The organism is Azospirillum humicireducens, assembly GCF_001639105.2.
Lineage (GTDB): Bacteria > Pseudomonadota > Alphaproteobacteria > Azospirillales > Azospirillaceae > Azospirillum > Azospirillum humicireducens.
In genome coordinates this window covers 159,350-178,716 of the sequence record NZ_CP015285.1, presented here as the reverse complement: position 1 = coordinate 178,716, position 19,367 = coordinate 159,350, and the positions used below count along the sequence as shown (strand labels likewise).

The 19,367-nt window shown below is 68.4% G+C and carries 16 protein-coding genes; 8 read left to right on the top strand and 8 right to left on the bottom strand.

Translation table 11 applies throughout. From position 1 onward, the window contains the following. Positions 1-280: 280 nt before the first annotated feature. Both A6A40_RS00785 and frc read left to right on the top strand, forming a co-directional pair. On the top strand, positions 281-736 hold the full coding sequence (locus tag A6A40_RS00785; RefSeq protein ID WP_063633699.1) for a PAS domain-containing protein: 456 nt from the start codon (positions 281-283) through the stop codon (positions 734-736). A gap of 98 nt (positions 737-834) precedes the next feature. Next, positions 835-2,085, top strand: coding sequence for a formyl-CoA transferase (gene frc / locus A6A40_RS00780; RefSeq protein ID WP_063633698.1), 1,251 nt, complete (start codon positions 835-837; stop codon positions 2,083-2,085). A gap of 157 nt (positions 2,086-2,242) precedes the next feature. Here frc and A6A40_RS00775 read toward each other — a convergent pair whose 3' ends face one another. Both A6A40_RS00775 and A6A40_RS00770 read right to left on the bottom strand, forming a co-directional pair. Beyond that, on the bottom strand, positions 2,243-2,449 hold the full coding sequence (locus A6A40_RS00775; protein WP_236783698.1) for a hypothetical protein: 207 nt from the start codon (positions 2,447-2,449) through the stop codon (positions 2,243-2,245). 187 nt (positions 2,450-2,636) lie between these two features. Continuing rightward, positions 2,637-3,056, bottom strand: coding sequence for an HRDC domain-containing protein (locus tag A6A40_RS00770; protein ID WP_063633696.1), 420 nt, complete (start codon positions 3,054-3,056; stop codon positions 2,637-2,639). A gap of 257 nt (positions 3,057-3,313) precedes the next feature. Between A6A40_RS00770 and A6A40_RS00765 the strand changes: the two genes are divergently transcribed. Continuing rightward, positions 3,314-4,273, top strand: a complete 960-nt coding sequence (locus A6A40_RS00765; protein WP_063633695.1) for a hypothetical protein — start codon at positions 3,314-3,316, stop codon at positions 4,271-4,273. A gap of 113 nt (positions 4,274-4,386) precedes the next feature. Further along, positions 4,387-4,599, top strand: coding sequence for a hypothetical protein (locus A6A40_RS00760; RefSeq protein ID WP_063633694.1), 213 nt, complete (start codon positions 4,387-4,389; stop codon positions 4,597-4,599). 169 nt (positions 4,600-4,768) lie between these two features. On the opposite strand, the gene A6A40_RS00755 is transcribed toward A6A40_RS00760, so the two are convergent. Beyond that, complete coding sequence (locus A6A40_RS00755; protein ID WP_063633693.1) at positions 4,769-5,242, bottom strand: ferritin-like domain-containing protein; 474 nt, start codon at positions 5,240-5,242, stop codon at positions 4,769-4,771. Between the two features lie 176 nt (positions 5,243-5,418). On the opposite strand from A6A40_RS00755, the gene hrpB reads away from it, so the two are divergent. Beyond that, the gene (gene hrpB, locus A6A40_RS00750; RefSeq protein WP_063633692.1) at positions 5,419-7,992 is read left to right on the top strand and encodes an ATP-dependent helicase HrpB; all 2,574 of its coding nucleotides are present in this window, start codon (positions 5,419-5,421) and stop codon (positions 7,990-7,992) included. Positions 7,993-8,013: 21 nt separating this feature from the next. Here hrpB and A6A40_RS00745 read toward each other — a convergent pair whose 3' ends face one another. Next, positions 8,014-8,913: a LysR family transcriptional regulator gene (locus tag A6A40_RS00745; protein ID WP_063633690.1), complete on the bottom strand. Its 900-nt coding sequence runs from the start codon at positions 8,911-8,913 to the stop codon at positions 8,014-8,016. A gap of 88 nt (positions 8,914-9,001) precedes the next feature. Here A6A40_RS00745 and A6A40_RS00740 point away from each other — a divergent pair, with 88 nt between their 5' ends. Then, positions 9,002-10,249 (top strand): MFS transporter, encoded by a 1,248-nt coding sequence (locus tag A6A40_RS00740; protein ID WP_063633688.1) that lies wholly within the window; start codon positions 9,002-9,004, stop codon positions 10,247-10,249. Continuing rightward, positions 10,250-10,831, top strand: coding sequence for a TauD/TfdA family dioxygenase (locus A6A40_RS00735; protein ID WP_063633685.1), 582 nt, complete (start codon positions 10,250-10,252; stop codon positions 10,829-10,831). It abuts the gene before it with no gap. Here A6A40_RS00735 and A6A40_RS00730 read toward each other — a convergent pair. Then, positions 10,824-12,125, bottom strand: a complete 1,302-nt coding sequence (locus A6A40_RS00730; RefSeq protein ID WP_063633684.1) for an NAD(P)/FAD-dependent oxidoreductase — start codon at positions 12,123-12,125, stop codon at positions 10,824-10,826. The genes A6A40_RS00735 and A6A40_RS00730 overlap by 8 nt on opposite strands. After that, on the bottom strand, positions 12,122-12,700 hold the full coding sequence (locus tag A6A40_RS00725; RefSeq protein ID WP_158279266.1) for a TetR/AcrR family transcriptional regulator: 579 nt from the start codon (positions 12,698-12,700) through the stop codon (positions 12,122-12,124). Before A6A40_RS00725 ends, A6A40_RS00730 begins: the two co-directional genes overlap by 4 nt. A 796-nt stretch (positions 12,701-13,496) precedes the next feature. Between A6A40_RS00725 and A6A40_RS00720 the strand changes: the two genes are divergently transcribed. Then, positions 13,497-13,976, top strand: a complete 480-nt coding sequence (locus A6A40_RS00720) for a hypothetical protein (RefSeq protein WP_063633679.1) — start codon at positions 13,497-13,499, stop codon at positions 13,974-13,976. Between the two features lie 71 nt (positions 13,977-14,047). Here A6A40_RS00720 and ppdK read toward each other — a convergent pair whose 3' ends face one another. Both ppdK and A6A40_RS00710 read right to left on the bottom strand, forming a co-directional pair. After that, on the bottom strand, positions 14,048-16,741 hold the full coding sequence (gene ppdK / locus A6A40_RS00715) for a pyruvate, phosphate dikinase (protein WP_063633676.1): 2,694 nt from the start codon (positions 16,739-16,741) through the stop codon (positions 14,048-14,050). Between the two features lie 356 nt (positions 16,742-17,097). Then, the gene (locus A6A40_RS00710; protein ID WP_063633674.1) at positions 17,098-19,359 is read right to left on the bottom strand and encodes a putative bifunctional diguanylate cyclase/phosphodiesterase; all 2,262 of its coding nucleotides are present in this window, start codon (positions 19,357-19,359) and stop codon (positions 17,098-17,100) included. Between the last annotated feature and the right edge of the window lie 8 nt (positions 19,360-19,367).

The window sequence follows — 19,367 nt, the reverse complement described above, 5'->3', positions numbered from 1 at the left end:
GCATCGTCGGCATCGATGCTAGCCCCGATAATCGGCCGCGGCCTAACGATCCTGCTTGGAATCTGACGGAACCTGCCGTCGCGGAGCAAGGCGTCGCCCGTCGAACGCCGCCCATCTGTTCGCCACAAGGACAGTTTGCGGCGCGCTCAAATCCGCTTGCAAGAGCGGTGGCATCTGGTATACCGTATCGATAATGTCAGTGCGGCACGGCTTTCGGGCCATGACGCACCGGCTCCCCCGGCGCCCAATCCAAGAGGGGGCGAGCGCCAAGGAGATCGACATGGAACAGGCAACAGCGGGCTCGCCCGCGGTCGTCGATTGCGAACAGCTGGTGGCGGTGATCGGCGACGCCGTCATCGTGTCCGACCCGGCGGGTGCCATCACCCTGTGGAACGCGGCGGCGGAGCGGATGTTCGGCTTCACCGCCGACGAGGCGATGGGCAGGTCGCTCGACATCATCATTCCGGAACGCCAGCGCCAGCGTCATTGGGATGGCTATGAAAAGACCATGGCCACCGGCGAGACCCGCTACGGCCATGACCTGCTGCGGGTCCCGGCCATCCACAAGGACGGGCACAGCCTGTCGATTGCCTTCACCGTCGCGCTGTTGCGCGGGACCGACGGTGCGGTGACCGGAATCGCCGCCGTGGTGCGGGATGAAACCGCCCGCTGGACCGAGGAGCGGAAGCTGAAGCGCCGCCTTGCCGAACTCGAGGCGGCAACGGCCGCCGGCTGAGTCTGCCGGTGCGCGTCACGCGCCCGGCATGCAGGCAAATCCAAGAGCACGTCCAAGGGACAAACTGAAACAACGCGAATAAAGGGAGTGTTGCAGTCATGACCAAGCCGCTTGAAGGCATCAAGATCATCGACTTCACCCATGTGCAGGCCGGCCCCGCCTGCACCCAGCTTCTGGCCTGGTACGGCGCCGACGTGATCAAGGTCGAACGTCCGGGCGCCGGCGACGTCACCCGCAGCCAGCTGCGCGACATCCCGGATGCCGACGCGCTCTATTTCACCATGCTGAACAGCAACAAGCGCTCCCTGACGCTGGACACCAAGACCGCCGAGGGCAAGGAAGTCCTGACCCGTCTGATCAAGGAATCCGACGTGCTGGTCGAGAATTTCGGCCCCGGCGCGCTCGACCGCATGGGTTTCAGCTGGGACAAGATCCGCGAGCTGAACCCCGGCATGATCGTCGCCTCGGTCAAGGGCTTCAGCGACGGCCACCATTACCAGGACCTGAAGGTCTATGAGAACGTCGCCCAGTGCGCCGGCGGCGCCGCCTCGACCACCGGTTTCTGGGACGGCCCGCCGACCGTGTCCGCCGCCGCTCTCGGCGACAGCAACACCGGCATGCATCTTGCCATCGGCATCCTGACCGCGCTGATGGCCCGCACCAAGACCGGCAAGGGCCAGAAGGTCGCCGTGTCGATGCAGGACAGCGTGCTGAACCTCTGCCGCGTCAAGCTGCGCGACCAGCAGCGCCTGGATCGCATCGGCTATCTGGAGGAATACCCGCAATACCCGCACGGCAAGTTCACCGACGTGGTTCCGCGCGGCGGCAATGCCGGCGGCGGCGGCCAGCCGGGCTGGGTTCTGAAGTGCAAGGGCTGGGAGACCGATCCCAACGCCTACATCTACTTCACCATCCAGGGCCATGCCTGGGCGCCGATCTGCAAGGCGCTGGGCCGCGAGGAGTGGATCGACGATCCGGCCTACAACACCGCGCTGGCCCGTCAGGACAAGATCTTCGACATCTTCGCGATCATCGAGGATTGGCTGAAGGACAAGACCAAGTTCGAGGCCGTCGACATCCTGCGCAAATACGACATCCCGTGCGCGCCGGTGCTGTCGATGAAGGAGATCGCCAACGACCCGTCGCTGCGCGCCAGCGGCACCGTCGTCGAGGTCGACCACAAGCAGCGCGGCAAGTACCTGACCGTCGGCAGCCCGATCAAGTTCTCCGACATGTCGGTCGAGATCACCGGCTCCCCGCTGCTCGGCGAGCACACCGACGAGGTCCTGGCCCAGCTCGGCTACAGCAAGGACCAGATCGCCGCCATGCACGACGCCAAGGTGGTCTGAGACCGGCTGCCCCAACTCTCCCTCCCCTGCGGTCGGACCGGCCTTCGGCCGGCCGAGAGCGGGGGAGGGGTTAGGGTGGGGTGATCGTCGCTCACCCTGAGAACACAAAACGGCGCCCCATCAGGGCGCCGTTTCCATTTCCCGAACCTTCAGCCCCTCACGCCTTCCCGGCGCGGTCCAGATCGTCCAGGATCTCGCCGGCACGGTTGGTCAGGGTATGGGCCAACCGGGCATAATGGCCGTTGCCGGTCGCACGGGCATGATTGGCCGCTTCCGCGCCCAGCTGCGCCAATTCATGTGCGATCTTGCGGTAATCGGGCTTTCTGTAATCGGGCCGGTAGTCGGGAATCCCGCAACGCGCCACGGTAAGAGCCTTCGGAGGGTCCTGCGAAGCCACAACCGCCCCACCCGCTGATAGCATCGCGAAGGGGAGATCCTGGCACGGCAGGGCGCGGACGCCAACTGACGCTTACGGCAGGGCAGGCACAGCCTTTGGGTGCGGCCCGCCCGACCGAAGCGGATAGGACGCAGCCGGTGGCTTGCCCCGCCGATCAGTCGTCGATCAGCAAATCCAGCGTCGAGCGCACCACCTGCACGATCTCGCCGCCATGGGGCGCGGCGCCCAGGCCGCGGGCGTTCATGATGATCGACAGCTCATGCTCGGTCGTCGGGGCGAAGCGGGCGATCTCCTGCACCAGATCGTCCGACAGCACGGCGTCGCGCGTCACCCCGGCCTGGACCGCGGCCTTGTCGCGCCAGCCGTTCAGGGCGGCGGCGATGGCCGCCTCGATCTGCTGCGATTCCTCCTTGCGGCGGAGATCGGTGAACAGCACCAGCACGCGCCACGCGCCGTCGGCGTAGGCGGTCTCGATGCGCTGGACCTCGACCGTCCGCAGGAAGGAGGAGAGCTGCGTCTGCGCCTCTTCGGCGGAGGCGTCGGGAATGGTGAAGGTGCGGATTTCGGTGCTCATCGCCAATCCTGCTGTGCGGCCGTCCTGTCGGGCCGGGATCCTACACAGGATTGGCGCGTTCGGCAAACTGCGACCCTGCCGCAGGGATGGTCCGCCCCCTTGGGGATACCCCCAATTTCCACAGGACGATTTTCCTCCCCCGCGCGTTGTGGGAAAAGCCGGGCGCTCACCGGACGCCTCCGGCATCCGATGCGAACGCCCGCCGCAGGATCGCTGTGCCCCGAACACCGGGTCATGACCGCCGAGGAGTCCCCCCGATGCCCGATCCGGAACCGCAGACCGCCGTCGAACGCCCCAATTCCGAACAGGCCGCCCCGGACCCGCGCCGGGATCGGAGCCGTTGGCGGGTGCTGGGCATCGGGCTGCTGCTGGGGCCGCTGGCATTGGCAGGAGTGGCTGTTCTGGCGGTTCTGTGGACCGGCTCCCTGCTCTACGACCAGCCCTTCGCCTGGTACAACCTGAACCGCATCCATGCGCTGGCCGACCGGGCGGCGCGGAACCCCGACTCGGTGTCGGTCGTCGCACTGGGCGACACCGCGCTCCGCGACGCCACCCTGGACGAGCGCGGCATGGCGGAGCTTGCCGCCAGACGCGGCGTACCAAATCTGGAATTCCTGCGCATCGTCCATCGGCAGGCCCAGTTCGCCGATTTCGAGCCGCTGCTCGACCGGCTGATCGCCGTGAAGCCGACGCTGATCCTGATCGACCGCAGCCTGCTGACCGCCAGCCGCGGCCCGATGGACGAGCTGGAGCGCTACGGCCACGGCCTGATGCGCCTCTACCGCGGACAGACCCATGTCCAGGATCAGGTGGCGCTGCAGTACCGGCGCGGCTGCGGTCCCACCCCGTCGGCCTGGCTGACCGGCGGCACGCCCGACGCCGTCACCGGCAACTCCGCCACGGTACGGCGGGTGCGCGCCTTCATCGGCCGTGCCTGGGCCGCCGGCATCCGCGTCGCCCTGGTCGAGGTGCACAGCGGCCCCGCCCCGCACTCCACCGGCCCGATCGCCGCCGCATCGGCCGCCGGGCAGGACCACGACGGGATGGACGCCGTTCCCGCCTGCACCGACGGCGAGGCCGGCACCGATGGCCGAAGTGCCTTCTCGGCCTGGCTGACCGGCGGCATCGCCGGAGCGGTCGCCGGCGCCCAGCCCGACCGCATGCCCGGCCGCGCCCCCGGATACGGCAAGGTGACGCAGGCCGCAGCACGTCCCTGACACGCCGACCGTTCATGCCGCACCGCAACCGGCCCCGCTCTTTCCGCCTTCCGGTTAAACCACTTTTTGTTTATGGTTTTGTCGTCGGGCGAGTCGCAACAGGAGACGGATGCATGGCTTCCATCATGATCAAGAAGGCCGGCGAAGGGCTGGTCTCGCAGGCCCACCGCAACGCCGACGTCGGCCCGACCAGCGGCAGCTCGGTCGTCTATGAAATCCAGAACGTGCCGGGCGATGTGACCGTCGACGACGTGATCGCCGCCTTCAAGACCTTCAAGCCGGCCGACAAGGTGTACGAGATCGACTGGTCCGCCCTGTCAAAGTAAGCGACTGGCCCGTCTCAAGATCCCCTCTCCCCCCCGGGGAGAGGGTTAGGGTGAGGGGGACGCACCGCGAGGATTTCCAAGCATCGCGCACTGCCCGCTCCCCACTGAATTCACCTCATGCATCCCCCTCACCCCGACCCTCTCCCCAGGGGGGAGAGGGGGAGGCCACTTACCCCTGCAGCGCCGGATAGCGCTTGGCCCACACCTCCAGCTGGGCGACATGCTCGGCCTCTTCGGCGGCGAACTCCTCGGCCATCATGCGGACTTCCGAATCGGTGGTGGTCTTCGCCACCTCGGCGTAGAAGGCCTGCCCGCGCCGCTCGCTGTCGAGCGCCAGCTCCAGCGCGTATTCCACCGTCATCAGATAGTGCGAGCCTTCCATCGAGGCCGCTTCCGGGCTGTCGCCGTCCGGCCATTGGAAGTCTTCCGGCGCCAGATCGGGGATCTGGCGGAAGCCCGACCGTTCCCGCGCCTCGGCCAGATGCATGCGCGAGAATTTCGCCATCTGGCCGAAGAAGGCCGCGACCTCCTGGTTGCCATAGGTCTTCATCGCCTCCGACAAATCAGCGAAGCGGTTGGCGGCGTCCTCCTCCAGCGCGCAGGCGTGGGCGAGGAACAGGGCTGCGTCGTGGATATCGGTCATAGGTCCCTTTGAGGTGCGAAAAAGCCCGACGACATCAAAACCATACATTTTTTGAGGCTATTGGTCGTGCGTCCGCGCTCCCTGCTCCGCCCCTGCGACCTTTTGGCGCGTGCCGCACCGCTCGCCTCCCGAAAACCATTGCCTTTCCCGCCGGTTCGCGGCAGCAGACTCCCCCCATGAGCAAGCCCGCCTTCCCCGCCCTTCCACCCCTTCCAATAGATCCCGTCCTTCCCGCCCTGCTGGAGGCGCTGGACCGCCGCGGCACCGCCGTGCTGCAGGCCCCGCCCGGCGCCGGCAAGACCACGCGGGTGCCGCTGGCCCTGCTGGAGGCCGGTTGGCTGAAGGGCCGCAAGATCCTGGTGCTGGAGCCGCGGCGCCTCGCCGCCCGCGCCGCCGCCCGCCGGATGGCGTCGATGCTGGGGGAGGCGGTGGGCGAGACTGTCGGCTACCGCGTGCGCCTCGACACCAAGGTCGGCCCGAAGACCCGGATCGAGGTGGTGACCGACGGCCTGTTCCTGCGCCAGCTTCAGGAGGACCCGGAGCTTCCCGCCGTCGGCGCCGTGCTGTTCGACGAGTTCCACGAGCGCGGCATCGACAGCGACCTCGCCCTTGCCCTGGTGCAGGAGGCGCGCGGCGCGTTGCGCGACGACCTGCGCCTTGTCGTGATGTCGGCGACGCTCGACGCCGCCCCCGTCGCCGCCCTGCTGGCCGACGCGGACGGCCCCGCCGCCATGGTGACCAGCGAGGGCCGCGCCTACCCGGTCGAGACCCGCCACCTCGACGCGCCAAGCCAAGGCACCCGCATCGAGGACGCCGTCGCCGCCGCCGTCCGCCGCGCGCTCCGCGAGGAGCCCGGCAACGCCCTGGTCTTCCTGCCCGGCGTCGGCGAGATCCGCCGCGTCCAGTCCCTGCTCGACCAGTCCGACCTGGGTCCGAACACCATCATCGCCCCGCTCTATGGCGACCTGTCGGCCGAGGCGCAGGACCGCGCCATCTCCCCCACACCGCCCGGTCAGCGCAAGATCGTGCTGGCGACCTCCATCGCCGAGACCAGCCTGACCATCGAGGGCATCCGCATCGTGGTGGACAGCGGGCTGATGCGGGTTCCGCGCTTCGACCCGCGCGGCGGCATGACCCGTCTGGCGACGGTGAAGGTCAGCCAGGCGTCGGCCGAGCAGCGCCGCGGCCGTGCCGGCCGGCTGGAGCCCGGCGTCTGTTACCGCCTGTGGCCGGAGGCGACGCACAAGGCGCTGGCCCCCTTCACCACGCCGGAGATCGCCGACGCCGACCTCGCCCCGCTGGCGCTGGAGCTTGCGGTGTGGGGAGTGTCCGACCCCGCCAGCCTGTCCTGGCTCGACCAGCCGCCGGCGGCGGCGATGGCCCAGGCGCGCGAGCTGCTGACCGGCCTCGGCGCCCTCGACCGGTCGGGTGCGATCACCCCGCATGGCCGCCGCATGGCCGGCTTCGGCGTGCATCCGCGTCTGGCCCACATGATGCTGGCCGGCAAGGCGATGGGCCAGGGCGCGCTCGCCTGTCTGGTCGCGGCGCTGCTGGGCGAGCGCGACATCGTCCGCAGCCAGCCCGGCTTCCGCGACGCCGACCTGCGCCTGCGCGTCGATCTGCTGCGCGGCGAGGAGCGCGGCGGCCAGGGTGCGGCGCGCGGCCTCAGCGTCGACCGCGGCGGGGCGCAGCAGGCGGTGAAGCAGGCCCGGCAGTGGCGCCGCCAGCTCGGCGTGCGCGACGACGACGCGATGGACTCCAACGCCGTCGGCATTCTGCTGGCGCTCGCCTATCCCGACCGCATCGGCCAGCGCCGCCCCGGCGGCCAACCCGGCGGGGTGGCGGCGCAGTATCGCCTGTCGGGCGGGCGCGGCGCCTATTTCCAGGAGACCGAGCCGCTGTCGGCCGAGGAGTGGCTCGCCATCGCCGACCTCGACGGCGCCGCCCGCGAGTCGCGCATCTTCCTGGCCGCTCCGGTCACGCTGGCCGATCTGGAGGAGAGCTTCGCCGACGACATCCGCACGGAGACCATCGTCGCCTGGGACGCGCGCGAGCAGACGGTGCTGGCGCGGCGGCGGCGCATGCTGTTCGCCCTGATCCTGAAGGACGAGAAGCTGGCCAAGCCGCCGGCCGACGCGATGACCGCCGCGATGATCGAGGGCATCCGCGCGCTGGGCCCCGCCTGCCTGCCCTGGACCGACGAGCTGCGCAAATGGCGCACCCGCGTGATGTTCCTGCGTGCCCGCGAGGGCGATGCTTACGACTGGCCCGACTTGTCCGACGCCGCCCTGATGGACGGTCTGGAGGAGTGGCTGGCCCCCTTCCTCGACGGCGTGTCGCGCCGCGCCCATCTGGAGCGCATCGACCTGTCGAGCGCCCTGCGCGCCCTGCTGCCCTGGGAGTTGCGGACCCGCCTGGACGCCGAGGCCCCGACCCATGTCGAGGTGCCGAGCGGCTCCCGCATCCCCATCGACTATGACGGCGAGGAGCCGGTGCTGGCGGTTCGCCTGCAGGAGATGTTCGGCCTTGCCGAGACCCCGCGCATCGCCGGCGGCCGGGTTCCGCTTCTGCTGCACCTGCTGTCCCCCGCCCGCCGCCCGGTCCAGGTCACCCGCGACCTCGCGAGCTTCTGGGCGAATGCCTACAAGGCGGTGAAGGCGGATTTGAAGGGCCAGTACCCGAAACATTACTGGCCCGACAACCCGCTGGAGGCCGAGCCGACCGCCAGGGCGAAGCCGAGGGGGCGGTGAGGGGGGCGATGACGCGCCCCTTCAGCCGGCCCCATCCGCCATCATCTCGGCGCGCAGCCTGACGGCGGTCGGCGAGGGCAACGGCGGCAACAGCAGGAACAGCTCCACCTCGGCATTCCGGTCGGTCAGCGGACGGAAGGCGACGTGGCCGGAACGGTGGCCTGTAACCGCCTCCGGCACGATGGCGATGCCGGCGCCGGCCCCGACCAGCCCCAGAAGCGACGCCATTTCCGCCGTCTCCAGCGCGATCCGCGGCCGCAGCCCTGCCGCGGCGAACAGCCGGTCGAGCAGATCGTTGAGCGCGGTGCCGAGCTGGCGCGCCATGATGACGAAACGCTCGTCGCCCAGTTCGGCCAGCGCCAGCCGGTCGCGGCCGGCCAGCGCATGGTCCGCCGGCAGAGCCACCAGCAGCCTCTCGCAGGACACCACGATCCGCCGGTCGGCCGGCCAGCCCTCCGCAGTCTCCGGCAGGGGGCCGCGCACGATGGCCAGATCGACCCGTCCGGCCTCGACCTCGCGGGTGCAGGTGCGGGTGGTGTTCTCGACCAGCCGGATCTCCACCGCCGGATAGCGGCGGCGATAGCGGGCGATGGTCGCCAGCACCTCGTCGGAATAGAGCGCCGAGGCGGAATAGCCGATGCGCAACTCGCCGATCTCGCCGCCGGCCACCCGGCGCGCGGCGTCCGCGCCGGCCGCCGCGGCGTTCAGCACCTGATGGGCATAGGGCAGGAAGGCCTCCCCCGCCGGGGTCAGCCGCACGCTGCGCCGGTTGCGCTCGAACAGCCGGACGCGCAGCCGGTCCTCCAGCCCCTTGATCTGCTGGCTCAGCGGCGGCTGCGACAGGTTCAGCCGGGCGGCGGCACGGCCGAAATGCAGCTCCTCGGCGACGGCGACGAAGCAGGAAATCTGACGGAAATCCATCGCAACCGCCCCACTGATCCAAGTCTCGTATCACAGCGATCGAAGGCAGTATTTCACACGGCCGCCGCCGCGTGTCTAGCTTGCCGGCATGACCGCCATTTCCGACGAGACAGACCGCCCCGGCGCCACCGCCGCGACGGCGGCAGCGCCCTGGCGCGACCATTGCGCGATGCTGGTCTGCGCCATGACCGGCTTCAGCAGCCTCTATCTCACCCAGTCGCTGGGCGGGGAGTTGCAGAGGCTGCACGGGCTGTCGGTGCAGCAATGCGCCGCGCTGCTGACGGCGACGACGCTGGGGCTTGCCCTGGCCTCGCCGCTGGCCGGGCTGCTGGTGCAGCAGTTGGGCCTGCGCCGCGCCCTGGTCGTCGGGCTGACGCTGCTCGGACTGCTGGACGCCGGGCTGGCGGTGGCCGGCGGTTTCGCGGAGCTGCTCGTCCTGCGCGCGATGCAGGGCGCCGCCATGCCGATGGTGCTGTCCGCCCTTCTCGCCGGCATCGAGCGGCAGCCGTCCACCCGCACGGCGCTCGGCATGTCGGCGACCTATGTGATGGGCACGGTGTGCGGCGGCATTGTCGGGCGCCTGCTGCCGGCGTCGCTGATCCCGTCCTTCGGCTGGTCGGCGGCCTTTCTGGCGATGGCGCTGCTGCATGGAATCGCCCTGCTGCTGGCGCTGGCCCTGGCCTTCAAGGGGAGCGGACCGGCCCGGCAGCCCGCCGGCGATGAGCGGAGCCGCCGCCGCGGCTATGGCGCCTGGAGCCTGCCGGCGGTCTATGCCGGCGGCTTCGCCCTGCTCTTCTCGCAGATCGCGGTCTTCACCTTCATCGCCTTCCGGCTGGCGGAGCCGCCCTTCGGCTGGAGCACCGCCATGCTCGGCAGCCTGTATCTGGTCTTTCTGCCCTCGCTGGTCTTCCTGCACGGAACGCGGCGGGTCGTCTCCCGGATCGGCCATGGCCGGACCGTCGCGGCGGCGGCCCTGCTGTCCTGGATCGGCCTGCTGATGACGCTGGCCGGGTCGGCGCTGCCGGTCGTCGCCGGCCTTGTCGTCTTCAGCACCGCGGTCTTCTTCGTCCAGGCGGTGCTGGCCCATGCGCTGAGCCTGTGCGGCGGCGCCTCCGGCGCGCGGGCCAGCGGCGGCTACCTGTTCTTCTACTATCTGGGCGGGAGCCTCGGGTCGCTGGTCCCGGCTCTCCTCTGGCAGCGCTTCGGCTGGGCCGGCTGCCTCGCCCTGATCGCCCTGTTGCAGCTGGCCGCCGCCGGTCTGATCCGCCTTGCAAATGCGCGCGCCCGGCCGGCACCAGCATCATCGGCCACTCACAACACCCTGGGAGAGAATTGAATGCGAGAACTCGCAAACGCGGGCGTCGTCGTCGTGCCATCCCATCTCACGCCGCGATGGGATGCCGAAGCGGCCGTTATCCTGGAAACGCTCGACTCCTACCACCGCCATGCCGCCGCCTATCAGCAGATCACCGGCTTCGACGACGAGCACATCGCCGCCACCCTGCGGGACGATCTGCGCAGCAACGCCCCCAGCTTGGCCGACTTCGCGGATCATCTGCTCGCCAGCCTGAACACCGGCGGTTGCGCTGCCTATGTGCCGGAACTCGGACTCGGCGGCTTCGACCCCGACCGGCGGGCCCTGCTGCTCTATGCACTGTCGGTCGTCATCGGCAAGCCTTCGCCAACCGACGCCCACCCACCGGACAGCCTGCTGGTCGCCGACAACCACCGGGCCCTGCATGCCCGCACCGGCTTCGCCGACCGGCGGCGCCATTTGCTGCGCGTCCGCATGCGGGGCGACGAGCCGCGCAATGCCGCGGCCTTTCCCATGCTGACGCGGCTGCAGGCCACGGTGCCGGCTGGATCGTTTCACCCCCGGCGCGAGGACGCGCACATTCTGCCGAATTCGGCTAGGTGATGCGGATGGATGGCTGTGTCAGGGCATTGAGGCGCTCGGCCATCCACAGCAGCGCCGCCTGCGACGGACCATGCAAAGCCAGCTGATGGCGCCGGTACAAGGCGGCGTGACTCAATTGGGCGAAGCGTCCCTCGACGAAGCCGCCGGGGAAGAAGCCGAAGCGTCCCAACGTGCCGAAGGCGTTGTATTCGCCGAGGGACACCAGGGCGCCCAAATCCCGGAAGACGAAAGGAGGAACCGGTCGGCCCTCGCGCACCCATGACGGCAGATGCTTGGCGAGATGCAGGGCCTGTTGATTGGCGACCTGCGCCGTCGATGGCAAGGGACGCTCGGCACCGTCGGGAATGAGGCTGCTGCAGTCTCCCACGGCGAAAATGGCGGCGTCCCCCTTGGCCTGGAGGTTGGGCGCCACCACGATCTGACGCGCACGGTTGCGCTCCAGGCCGCTGTCTCCGACCGCCTCGGACGCACGGATGCCGGCGGCCCAGACCTTTAGTTCCGCTTCGATCCGTTCACCGCTTTCCAGCCGATAGCCATTGGCATCGGCACCGACGATCTTGACGCCGAGACGCACATCCACGCCAAGTCCGCGCAGCTGCTCGGTGGCCGAAGCGGCGACCCGCTCGGGAAAAGCGGCGAGGATGCGCGGCCCGCTTTCCAGCAGCGTGATGCGCAGACGGCTGCGGATGTCCGCCTCGCCATATCCGCCGGCAAGCTCGACCATCCTGGTCAGCTCCGCCGCGAGTTCGACCCCGGTTGCCCCGCCGCCGCCGATCGCGATGCGGATTTCATCGCCATGCAGGAAACTGCGGCCGACATGGGCGCGCAGCCTGTCATTGAAGGCGTCGGCCTCCCTCTGGCTATCGATGAAATGGCAATGCTCGGCAACTCCGGGAATCGCGAAATCATTGGCGCGGCTGCCAGTCGCAAGGATCAGGACATCGTAATCCAGCTCGCGCGCCTCTGCGATCGTCTTGCCATTCGCCTGCAGCGGCGCCAGACGGATTCGGCGCCCATCGCGATCGAGCCCTTCCATTTCTCCGGGAATATACTTGAAGTGATGCGATCCGGCATGGACGAGAAACTGGACCTGCTGCTGATAGATATTCCAGGTGCCGGCCGCGAAGGTGTGCAGCATCGGCTTCCAGACATGGGTCGGGCTGCGGTCGATCAGGCTGATCCGCGCGCTTCCCGGACCGCCCATCAGATGACCGAGGCGCGTCGCCAGGATCAGTCCGGCGACACCGCCCCCGACGATGCGGATGTGAGGAATGGCAGAAGACGACGGCTTCATACGGTGGGTCTCCACACTATGGCAAGGATCGCCTTGATGGATCGCACGATCCGTTGCCGATCAATCTCTGGGACATGGACCGAACGCAGGGTCAGACCCGACAGCAGGAGAGCGAGGATTTCGAGACGCGCGCGGCTGTCCGGGTCGTCGACGGCGGCGATTGCCGTTTCCCCCCGCGCCCCGGCCAGGGCGGCGAACCGTTGGCTCAGCCTGCGGTCGCTCTCCTGCAATATCGAGGCGATCCGCGGATTTCTTGCGGCCTCCGCCGCGATTTCAAGCATCAGCGCAACGCGCTGGGGTTTCAGGATGCGATCGAGCAGTTCATCCATCTGCCGGAACATCGCATCCAGGAAGTCAACCTCCGTATCCTCCGCAAGCAGCTGCAGAAGTTCGGCGAAGTCCCCCTCCTCCTGCTTCACCAACGCTTCGACGATCGTCTCTTTGCTGTCGAAGTAGTGATAGATGTGGCCAGGACTCATGCCCGCGATCTGGGAGATGCGGGCGATGCTGGTGCCATGGAACCCTTCCCGACGAAAGCACTCGGCCGCAGCATCGACAACCTGACGGCGCCGCATATCGGCTTTCGGTTCCGTTCTCCGCTCCCGCATCGCACCAGCACCCCAATGTCCTACCGAACAGATTGGAATTAGAGTGGGCATTCTAGAATGAACATTCAATCTTGTTTCATGCGGGAAAATGGGGTACGAGCCCAGGCGTCTCCGGCGCATGCGGGATAACCCGTCCGGGCAAGCTGCGATCCCGATCTTGTCAGGAACGCCCGTTTGGTGGGTGACCAACCGACCCGGACAGAGTCCAGCGTCGCGTGCAGACGACAAGCCACCATGTTTTCCCACGCACCCCTTACCACCGGTCGCCATTCATGATAGGACTATATACCTCAATTGCCCGAGGAGCGTCCTGCATGCATCGCCCTTGGCGCCACGCCCCCTTGCGCCCCATCCCCGCCCGCCCCCGCCCCGCCGGATGGAACAGTGGACAGCCCCCGGAAAACCGTTCCAACCTGTTCCAAGCGTTCCATCCGACCGCCGCCGGCCGGGTCGGGCGCCCCGGATGGAACAGTGAACACTCCGCCGAAATCCGTTCCACGCTGTTCCACCCGCCCACCTCCGCCCCCGAAACGAACCATCCCCCTTCCCTCACGGGAAACATCGACCACCGGTGTGCCGCGGCAAGTCTTGCCCCTTGACCGTTTTCCAGGGGAAGGGACTGTCCGTTCTCGGGCGGCAGAATCTGCCCGTGCTCTCGTCGCGCTCAGGATCGTCGCCAGGAATACGGGCTCACGTCGCACTCCCGGCTCGGCACGGCAGTTGCAAAACCCCCACTCGTGGAAATCCGCAGGTGGAGGGGAAGATGGCTGGCATCGGACAGATTGGCGGGATGCTTCCCTTGTTGTCGAACATGATTCCGGTCAGCCCTGCCCGCGCCGCTCCCGATCCCGATGTGATCAGGAAAGCCCGCGCGGCGATGGAGCGGATGAAGGCGGAGCCCGACGCCGCGCAGACGGCGCGGTTCTTTGCGACCAAGGCGCACAGCGTGTTGCGCAGGAATGGTGAGATCGCCGCCATCCAGTGGTGCGATGGCACCACGGAGGTCAGGAAACCCACAGGCCAGGCCTGGGATAAGGAGAGGCTCATTCAGCAGGGCATGTCCGCCGGGTTGTCGCAAGGACAGATGAACGACCTCTATGTCCGTGACTTGGCCAAGACCCTGGGGGCCGGCGTCTCGATCGATCGTTACGACGGGCGCGCAGATGCGCCGAACCGGCGTGACCTGATGGATTCGCCTGTGTCGGGACCGGCGCGGGGACGCCGCCTCTCCCTGGTGGCGTAATCCCCCGAAACGAAACGGCCCCCTTCCCTTGCGGGAAGAGGGCCGTCGTCGTTTCAGCTATCCGAACCGGCTCAGTCGCGCTTGACCGTGTCGCTGTTCAGCGCGGCCTGGGCGGCGGCGAGGCGGGCGATCGGCACGCGGTAGGGCGAGCAGGAGACATAGGTCAGCCCAACCTTCTCGCAGAAGGAGATCGAGGCCGGGTCGCCGCCATGCTCGCCGCAGATGCCCAGCTTGATGTCCGGACGGACCTTGCGGCCGCGCTCGGTGGCGATCTCCACCAGTTCGCCGACGCCGGTGACGTCCAGCGACTGGAACGGGTCCTGCTCCAGGATGCCCTGGCGCTGGTACTCCGGCAGGAAGCTGCCGGCGTCGTCGCGCGACAGGCCCAGGGTGGTCTGGGTCAGGTCGTTGGTGCCGTAGCTGAAGAACTCGGCCGACTCGGCGATCTCGCCGGCCTTCAGGGCCGCGCGCGGGATCTCGATCATCGTGCCGGTCAGATACTCCACCGTCACGCCGGTCTCGGCCTTCACCTGCTCGGCGGCGCGGTCGATCACCGCCTTGAGGATGTCGAACTCCTTCTTGGTGATGATCAGCGGGATCATCACTTCGGGAATGACGGCCTCGCCGGTGGTCTTGGCGACCTCGGCGGCGGCGGCGAAGATGGCGCGGGCCTGCATCTCGTAGATCTCGGGGTACGAGATGCCCAGACGGCAGCCGCGATGGCCCAGCATCGGGTTCGCTTCATGCAACTGGATGGTGCGGTGGCGAACCCGCAGCGGATCGGTGCCGGTGGCCGCCGCGACCTCCGCCATGTCCTCTTCGGTGTTGGGCAGGAACTCGTGCAGCGGCGGGTCGAGCAGGCGGATCGTCACCGGCAGGCCGGCCATGATCGTGAACAGCTCGACGAAGTCCTTCTTCTGGAAGGGCTCCAGCTTGGCGAGCGCCTTGCGGCGGCCGGCCTCGTCCTCCGCCAGGATCATCTCGCGGACGGCCAGGATGCGTTCCGGGTCGAAGAACATGTGCTCGGTGCGCGACAGGCCGATGCCCTCGGCGCCGAACTTCCGCGCGGTGCGGGCGTCCAGCGGGGTCTCGGCATTGGCGCGGACCTTCATCCGGCGGATGCCGTCGGCCCAGCCCATCAGGGTGGCGAAGTCGCCCGACAGCTCCGGCTGGATCGTCGGCACCTCGCCCAGCATCACCTCGCCGGTGGAGCCGTCGATGGTCAGGATGTCGCCTTCCTTCACGGCGACGCCGCGCACCGACATCTGCTTGGTCTTGTAGTCGATGCGCAGGTCGCCGGCGCCCGACACGCAGGCGCGGCCCATGCCGCGGGCAACCACCGCCGCGTGGCTGGTCATGCCGCCGCGGCTGGTCAGGATGCCGCGGGCGGCGTGCATGCCGTGGATGTCCTCCGGCGAGGTCTCGATGCGGCAGAGGATCACCGACTCGCCCTTGCCGGCCATCTGCTCGGCCTCGTCGGCGGTGAAGACCACCTTGCCCGACGCCGCACCGGGGGAGGCCGGCAGGCCCTTGGCGATGATCTTGCGGTCGGCCTTGGGGTCAAGCGTCGGGTGCAGCAGCTGGTCGAGCGAGGCCGGATCGATGCGGCGGACCGCCTCGTTGCGGTCGATGACGCCTTCGTTCGCCAGATCCACCGCGATCTTCAGCGCCGCCGGGGCGGTGCGCTTGCCGTTGCGGGTCTGCAGCATGAACAGCTTGTTCTGCTGGACCGTGAACTCGATGTCCTGCATGTCGCGGTAATGCTTCTCCAGCTTGAGGCGGACCTCGTTCAGCTGGTTGAACACCTCCGGCATCACCTCCTCCATGGCGGGGAGGTCGGACTTGTTGGCGATCTTGCCGGCGACGGTCAGGTGCTGCGGCGTGCGGATGCCGGCGACGACGTCCTCACCCTGGGCGTTGACCAGATACTCGCCGTAGAAGGCATTCTCGCCGGTCGACGGGTTGCGGGTGAAGGCCACGCCGGTGGCGCAGTCGTTGCCCATGTTGCCGAAGACCATGCACTGCACGTTGACCGCGGTGCCCCAGTCGGCCGGGATATCATGCAGCTTGCGGTAGGTGATGGCGCGGGCGTTCATCCACGAGCCGAAGACGGCGCCGATGGCGCCCCACAGCTGCTCCTGCACATCCTGCGGGAAGGGCTTGCCCAGCTCGCGCTCGACCGCCTTCTTGTAGTCCTCGATCACCGCCTGCCAATCCTCGGCCGACAGGTCGGTGTCGAGGGTGTAGGACTTGTCGCGCTTGTGGTTGTCGAGGATGTCCTCGAAATGGTGATGCTCAACGTCGAGCACGACGTTGGAATACATCTGGATGAAGCGGCGATAGCTGTCATAGGCGAATCGGCCGTCGCCCGACCGCTTGGCGAGACCGGCCGCGGTCGCGTCGTTCAGGCCCAGGTTCAGGACGGTGTCCATCATGCCCGGCATCGAGGCGCGGGCGCCGGAGCGGACCGACACCAGCAGCGGGTTGACCGGGTCGCCGAACTTGGCGTCCATCGCCTGTTCCAGCCGCGCGATGGCGGCGTTCACCTGCGCCGTCAGCTCCGGCGGATAGGAACGGCCGTTGGCGTAGAAATAGGTGCACAGCTCGGTGGTGATCGTGAAGCCCGGCGGAACGGGCAGGCCAAGATTGGCCATCTCGGCCAGATTGGCGCCCTTGCCGCCCAGCAGGTTCTTCATATCGGCCCGTCCTTCGGTGGCACCGGCCCCGAAGCTGTAGACCCACTTGGATTCACCCTGGCTCGCCATCGCGGAATTCCTCTCGCCCCATGGTCGTCCGGCATGCGGGTGCTCCCCTTGTGCTCCACGGGGCGATCCGCCGGGCGGGTCTGATCCGCTCAGCGGGACACCGTGGTCAGTTTGCTTGACCGCACATGCCGCTGAGTGGACCTTCTATCGCCCCGAACGTTGGGACACAAGACAGTCGCGTGGTCTAGAACGGGATGACCTGCGCTTCGCCGGCAAAGGAGCGTTGCGACTATATCGTATTGGCCGGATCCCCATTACTCCGGCGGATCCGCCTAACACCGATTCGAATTCGTGAATTACGCCCGAAGTACCCCGTAAATCCAAAGAAAAACGGGACCATTTCCCCTGCAAATGTTTCAGATGCTGATGCAATCCTCATCCGGACACTCGGTCCAGTGCTTGCCCTCCCCCGCCAGCCAGTCCGCCAGCGCCGCCGCCGGCATCGGCCGGGCGAAGCGGTATCCCTGGCCGATGGCGCAGCCTTCCGCCTCCAGCATGAGATGCTGGGCCTCGCGCTCCACCCCTTCCGCGACGACGGTCAGGCCCAGGGCTTCGCCGATCTGGATGATGGCCCGCACCAGCGGACGGTTGGCCGCGTCGATGTCCAGTTCCTTGACGAAGCTGCGGTCGATCTTCAGTTCGCCGACGGGAAAGCGCTTCAGATAGCTCAAGGAGGAATAGCCGGTGCCGAAATCGTCGATGGACAGGGTGACGCCCAGCGCGTGCAGGGCATCCAGCGCGTCATGGGCGCCGGCCTCCTCCGACATCATCAGCCGTTCGGTGATCTCCAGCGTCAGGTCGTTGGCCGGGATGCCGTTGGCGGCGAGCACCGAGCGGACCTGGTCGGGCAGGTCGCCGCGGGCGAAGCGGACGGCCGAGACGTTGACCGCCAGCCCCGGCACCGGCACCCCGGCAGCGCGCCAGCGGCCCAACTGCGCGACCGCGGTCTCCAGAACCCAGCTGTCCAGCCGGTCGATCAGCCCGCATTCCTCGGCCAGCGGCACGAATTCCGCCGGCGACACCGCCCCCCAGCGCGGGTGGGTCCAGCGGATCAGCGCCTCCACCCGGTAGAGGCAGTTCGGCTTCAGACGGACCTGCGGCTGGTAATGCAGCTCGAACGGCGCTTCGCCCGCTCCATCGTCGCCGGCACCGCTCTCCTGACGGTCCAGCGCCTCGCGCAGCGCCGCCTCCATCTCCAGGCGGCGCACGGCCTGCTCGTTCATGTCGCGGCGGAAGAAATGGCAGCGGTTGCGGCCGGCCTGCTTGGCCCGGTACATCGCCGCATCGGCCTGACGGAGCAGCGTGTCGAAATCCATGCCGTCGTCGGGATGCACGGCGATGCCGATGCTGGCGGTCGGGGTCAGCGTCAGGTCGGCCACCGTCAGCGGAACCGACAGGCTGGCGAGCACCCGCTCGGCCAGCAGCGAGGCATGCGCCGCGTCGCAGCCCGGCAGCAATGTCACGAACTCGTCCCCGCCCAGCCGGGCCAGCGTGTCGCCTTCGATGAACAGGCGGCGCAGCCGGTTCGCCACCTCCACCAGCAGCTGGTCGCCGACCGCATGGCCGAGAGAATCGTTGATGGTCTTGAAGCGGTCGACGTCCAGGAACATCAACGTCACGGGTTGGCGCGTGCGTCCGGCCAGCGCCAGCGCCGCGGTGGCGCGGTCGGCCAGAAGCTGGCGGTTGGGCAGCCCGGTCAGCGTGTCGAAATAGGCGAGCCGGTTGATCTCCGCCCGCGCCCGGTCATGCTCGATGGCCAGCGCGCACAGATGCACGCAGGCGTCCACCAGCCGCCGGTGGAAGGGCGCGGCGGGGCCCGGCTTGCGGTAATAGAGCGCGAAGCTGCCCAGCATCCGGGCACCCCGCCCCTTGATCGGATTGGACCAGCAGGCGGCCAGCCCGTGGGCCAGCGGCACCTCGCGGTAGGGCGCCCAGCGCGGATCTTCGGCGATGTCGGCGGACATCACCGCTTCGCCCAGGCTCATCGCGCTGCCGCAGCAGCCGACGTCCGGCCCGATGGGCAACCCGTCGATGGCGGCGGCATAGGCGCCGGGCAGAGACGGGGCGGCGGCGACCCGCATGCGGTTCTCGTCGTCGCGCAGCATCACCGAACAGGTGACCTCCGGCGCGCAAGCCTCCACCTGCCGACACAGAAAGTCCAGAACCTGCTTCAGTGACCGGCCCGCGGCCACCAGTTCCAGCACGTCCTGCTGCAGGCGGGCCACCGCCTCCGCCCGCTCGCGCTCGTCGAAACCGCGCATCTCGCACAGAAGCAGGGTGTCCGTGCCATCGACCAGATGCTGCCAGTGCAGATCGACCGGAACCGGGTCACGGCGCGGAACGCAGAGCGCGCCGCTGCCTGGCGGGGAATGGTCGCCCAGCGCCTCGTCCCACACCGTCCGCCAGTCGCGTCCGCCGATATCGAGCAGGGCGGGCAGCCGCCAGCCGATCATGCTGTCGAGCGGACAGCCGGCAAGGCGGGCGAATGCCGGATTGGCGCCGACGATGGTTCCGTCGGCCGTGGTCCAGACCAGTGCCGCGCTCCATTGCGCAGCGGTCACCCGCAAAAGGCGATCGGACGGCAGACGGTCGTCCAGCGCGGCCCCGGCCGAATCCATGCCCCCTG

What these genes read in the sequence shown, in the direction of transcription:
- A6A40_RS00740 (WP_063633688.1), top strand. Translation starts at nt 9,002, where the DNA reads ATGACCGCCATTTCCGACGAGACAGACCGCCCCGGCGCCACCGCCGCG.
- A6A40_RS00760 (WP_063633694.1), top strand. Translation starts at nt 4,387, where the DNA reads ATGGCTTCCATCATGATCAAGAAGGCCGGCGAAGGGCTGGTCTCGCAG.
- A6A40_RS00730 (WP_063633684.1), bottom strand. Translation starts at nt 12,125, where the DNA reads ATGAAGCCGTCGTCTTCTGCCATTCCTCACATCCGCATCGTCGGGGGC.
- A6A40_RS00770 (WP_063633696.1), bottom strand. Translation starts at nt 3,056, where the DNA reads ATGAGCACCGAAATCCGCACCTTCACCATTCCCGACGCCTCCGCCGAA.
- A6A40_RS00765 (WP_063633695.1), top strand. Translation starts at nt 3,314, where the DNA reads ATGCCCGATCCGGAACCGCAGACCGCCGTCGAACGCCCCAATTCCGAA.
- A6A40_RS00725 (WP_158279266.1), bottom strand. Translation starts at nt 12,700, where the DNA reads ATGCGGCGCCGTCAGGTTGTCGATGCTGCGGCCGAGTGCTTTCGTCGG.
- A6A40_RS00755 (WP_063633693.1), bottom strand. Translation starts at nt 5,242, where the DNA reads ATGACCGATATCCACGACGCAGCCCTGTTCCTCGCCCACGCCTGCGCG.
- A6A40_RS00745 (WP_063633690.1), bottom strand. Translation starts at nt 8,913, where the DNA reads ATGGATTTCCGTCAGATTTCCTGCTTCGTCGCCGTCGCCGAGGAGCTG.
- A6A40_RS00710 (WP_063633674.1), bottom strand. Translation starts at nt 19,359, where the DNA reads ATGGATTCGGCCGGGGCCGCGCTGGACGACCGTCTGCCGTCCGATCGC.
- frc (WP_063633698.1), top strand. Translation starts at nt 835, where the DNA reads ATGACCAAGCCGCTTGAAGGCATCAAGATCATCGACTTCACCCATGTG.
- A6A40_RS00785 (WP_063633699.1), top strand. Translation starts at nt 281, where the DNA reads ATGGAACAGGCAACAGCGGGCTCGCCCGCGGTCGTCGATTGCGAACAG.
- hrpB (WP_063633692.1), top strand. Translation starts at nt 5,419, where the DNA reads ATGAGCAAGCCCGCCTTCCCCGCCCTTCCACCCCTTCCAATAGATCCC.
- ppdK (WP_063633676.1), bottom strand. Translation starts at nt 16,741, where the DNA reads ATGGCGAGCCAGGGTGAATCCAAGTGGGTCTACAGCTTCGGGGCCGGT.
- A6A40_RS00720 (WP_063633679.1), top strand. Translation starts at nt 13,497, where the DNA reads ATGGCTGGCATCGGACAGATTGGCGGGATGCTTCCCTTGTTGTCGAAC.
- A6A40_RS00735 (WP_063633685.1), top strand. Translation starts at nt 10,250, where the DNA reads ATGCGAGAACTCGCAAACGCGGGCGTCGTCGTCGTGCCATCCCATCTC.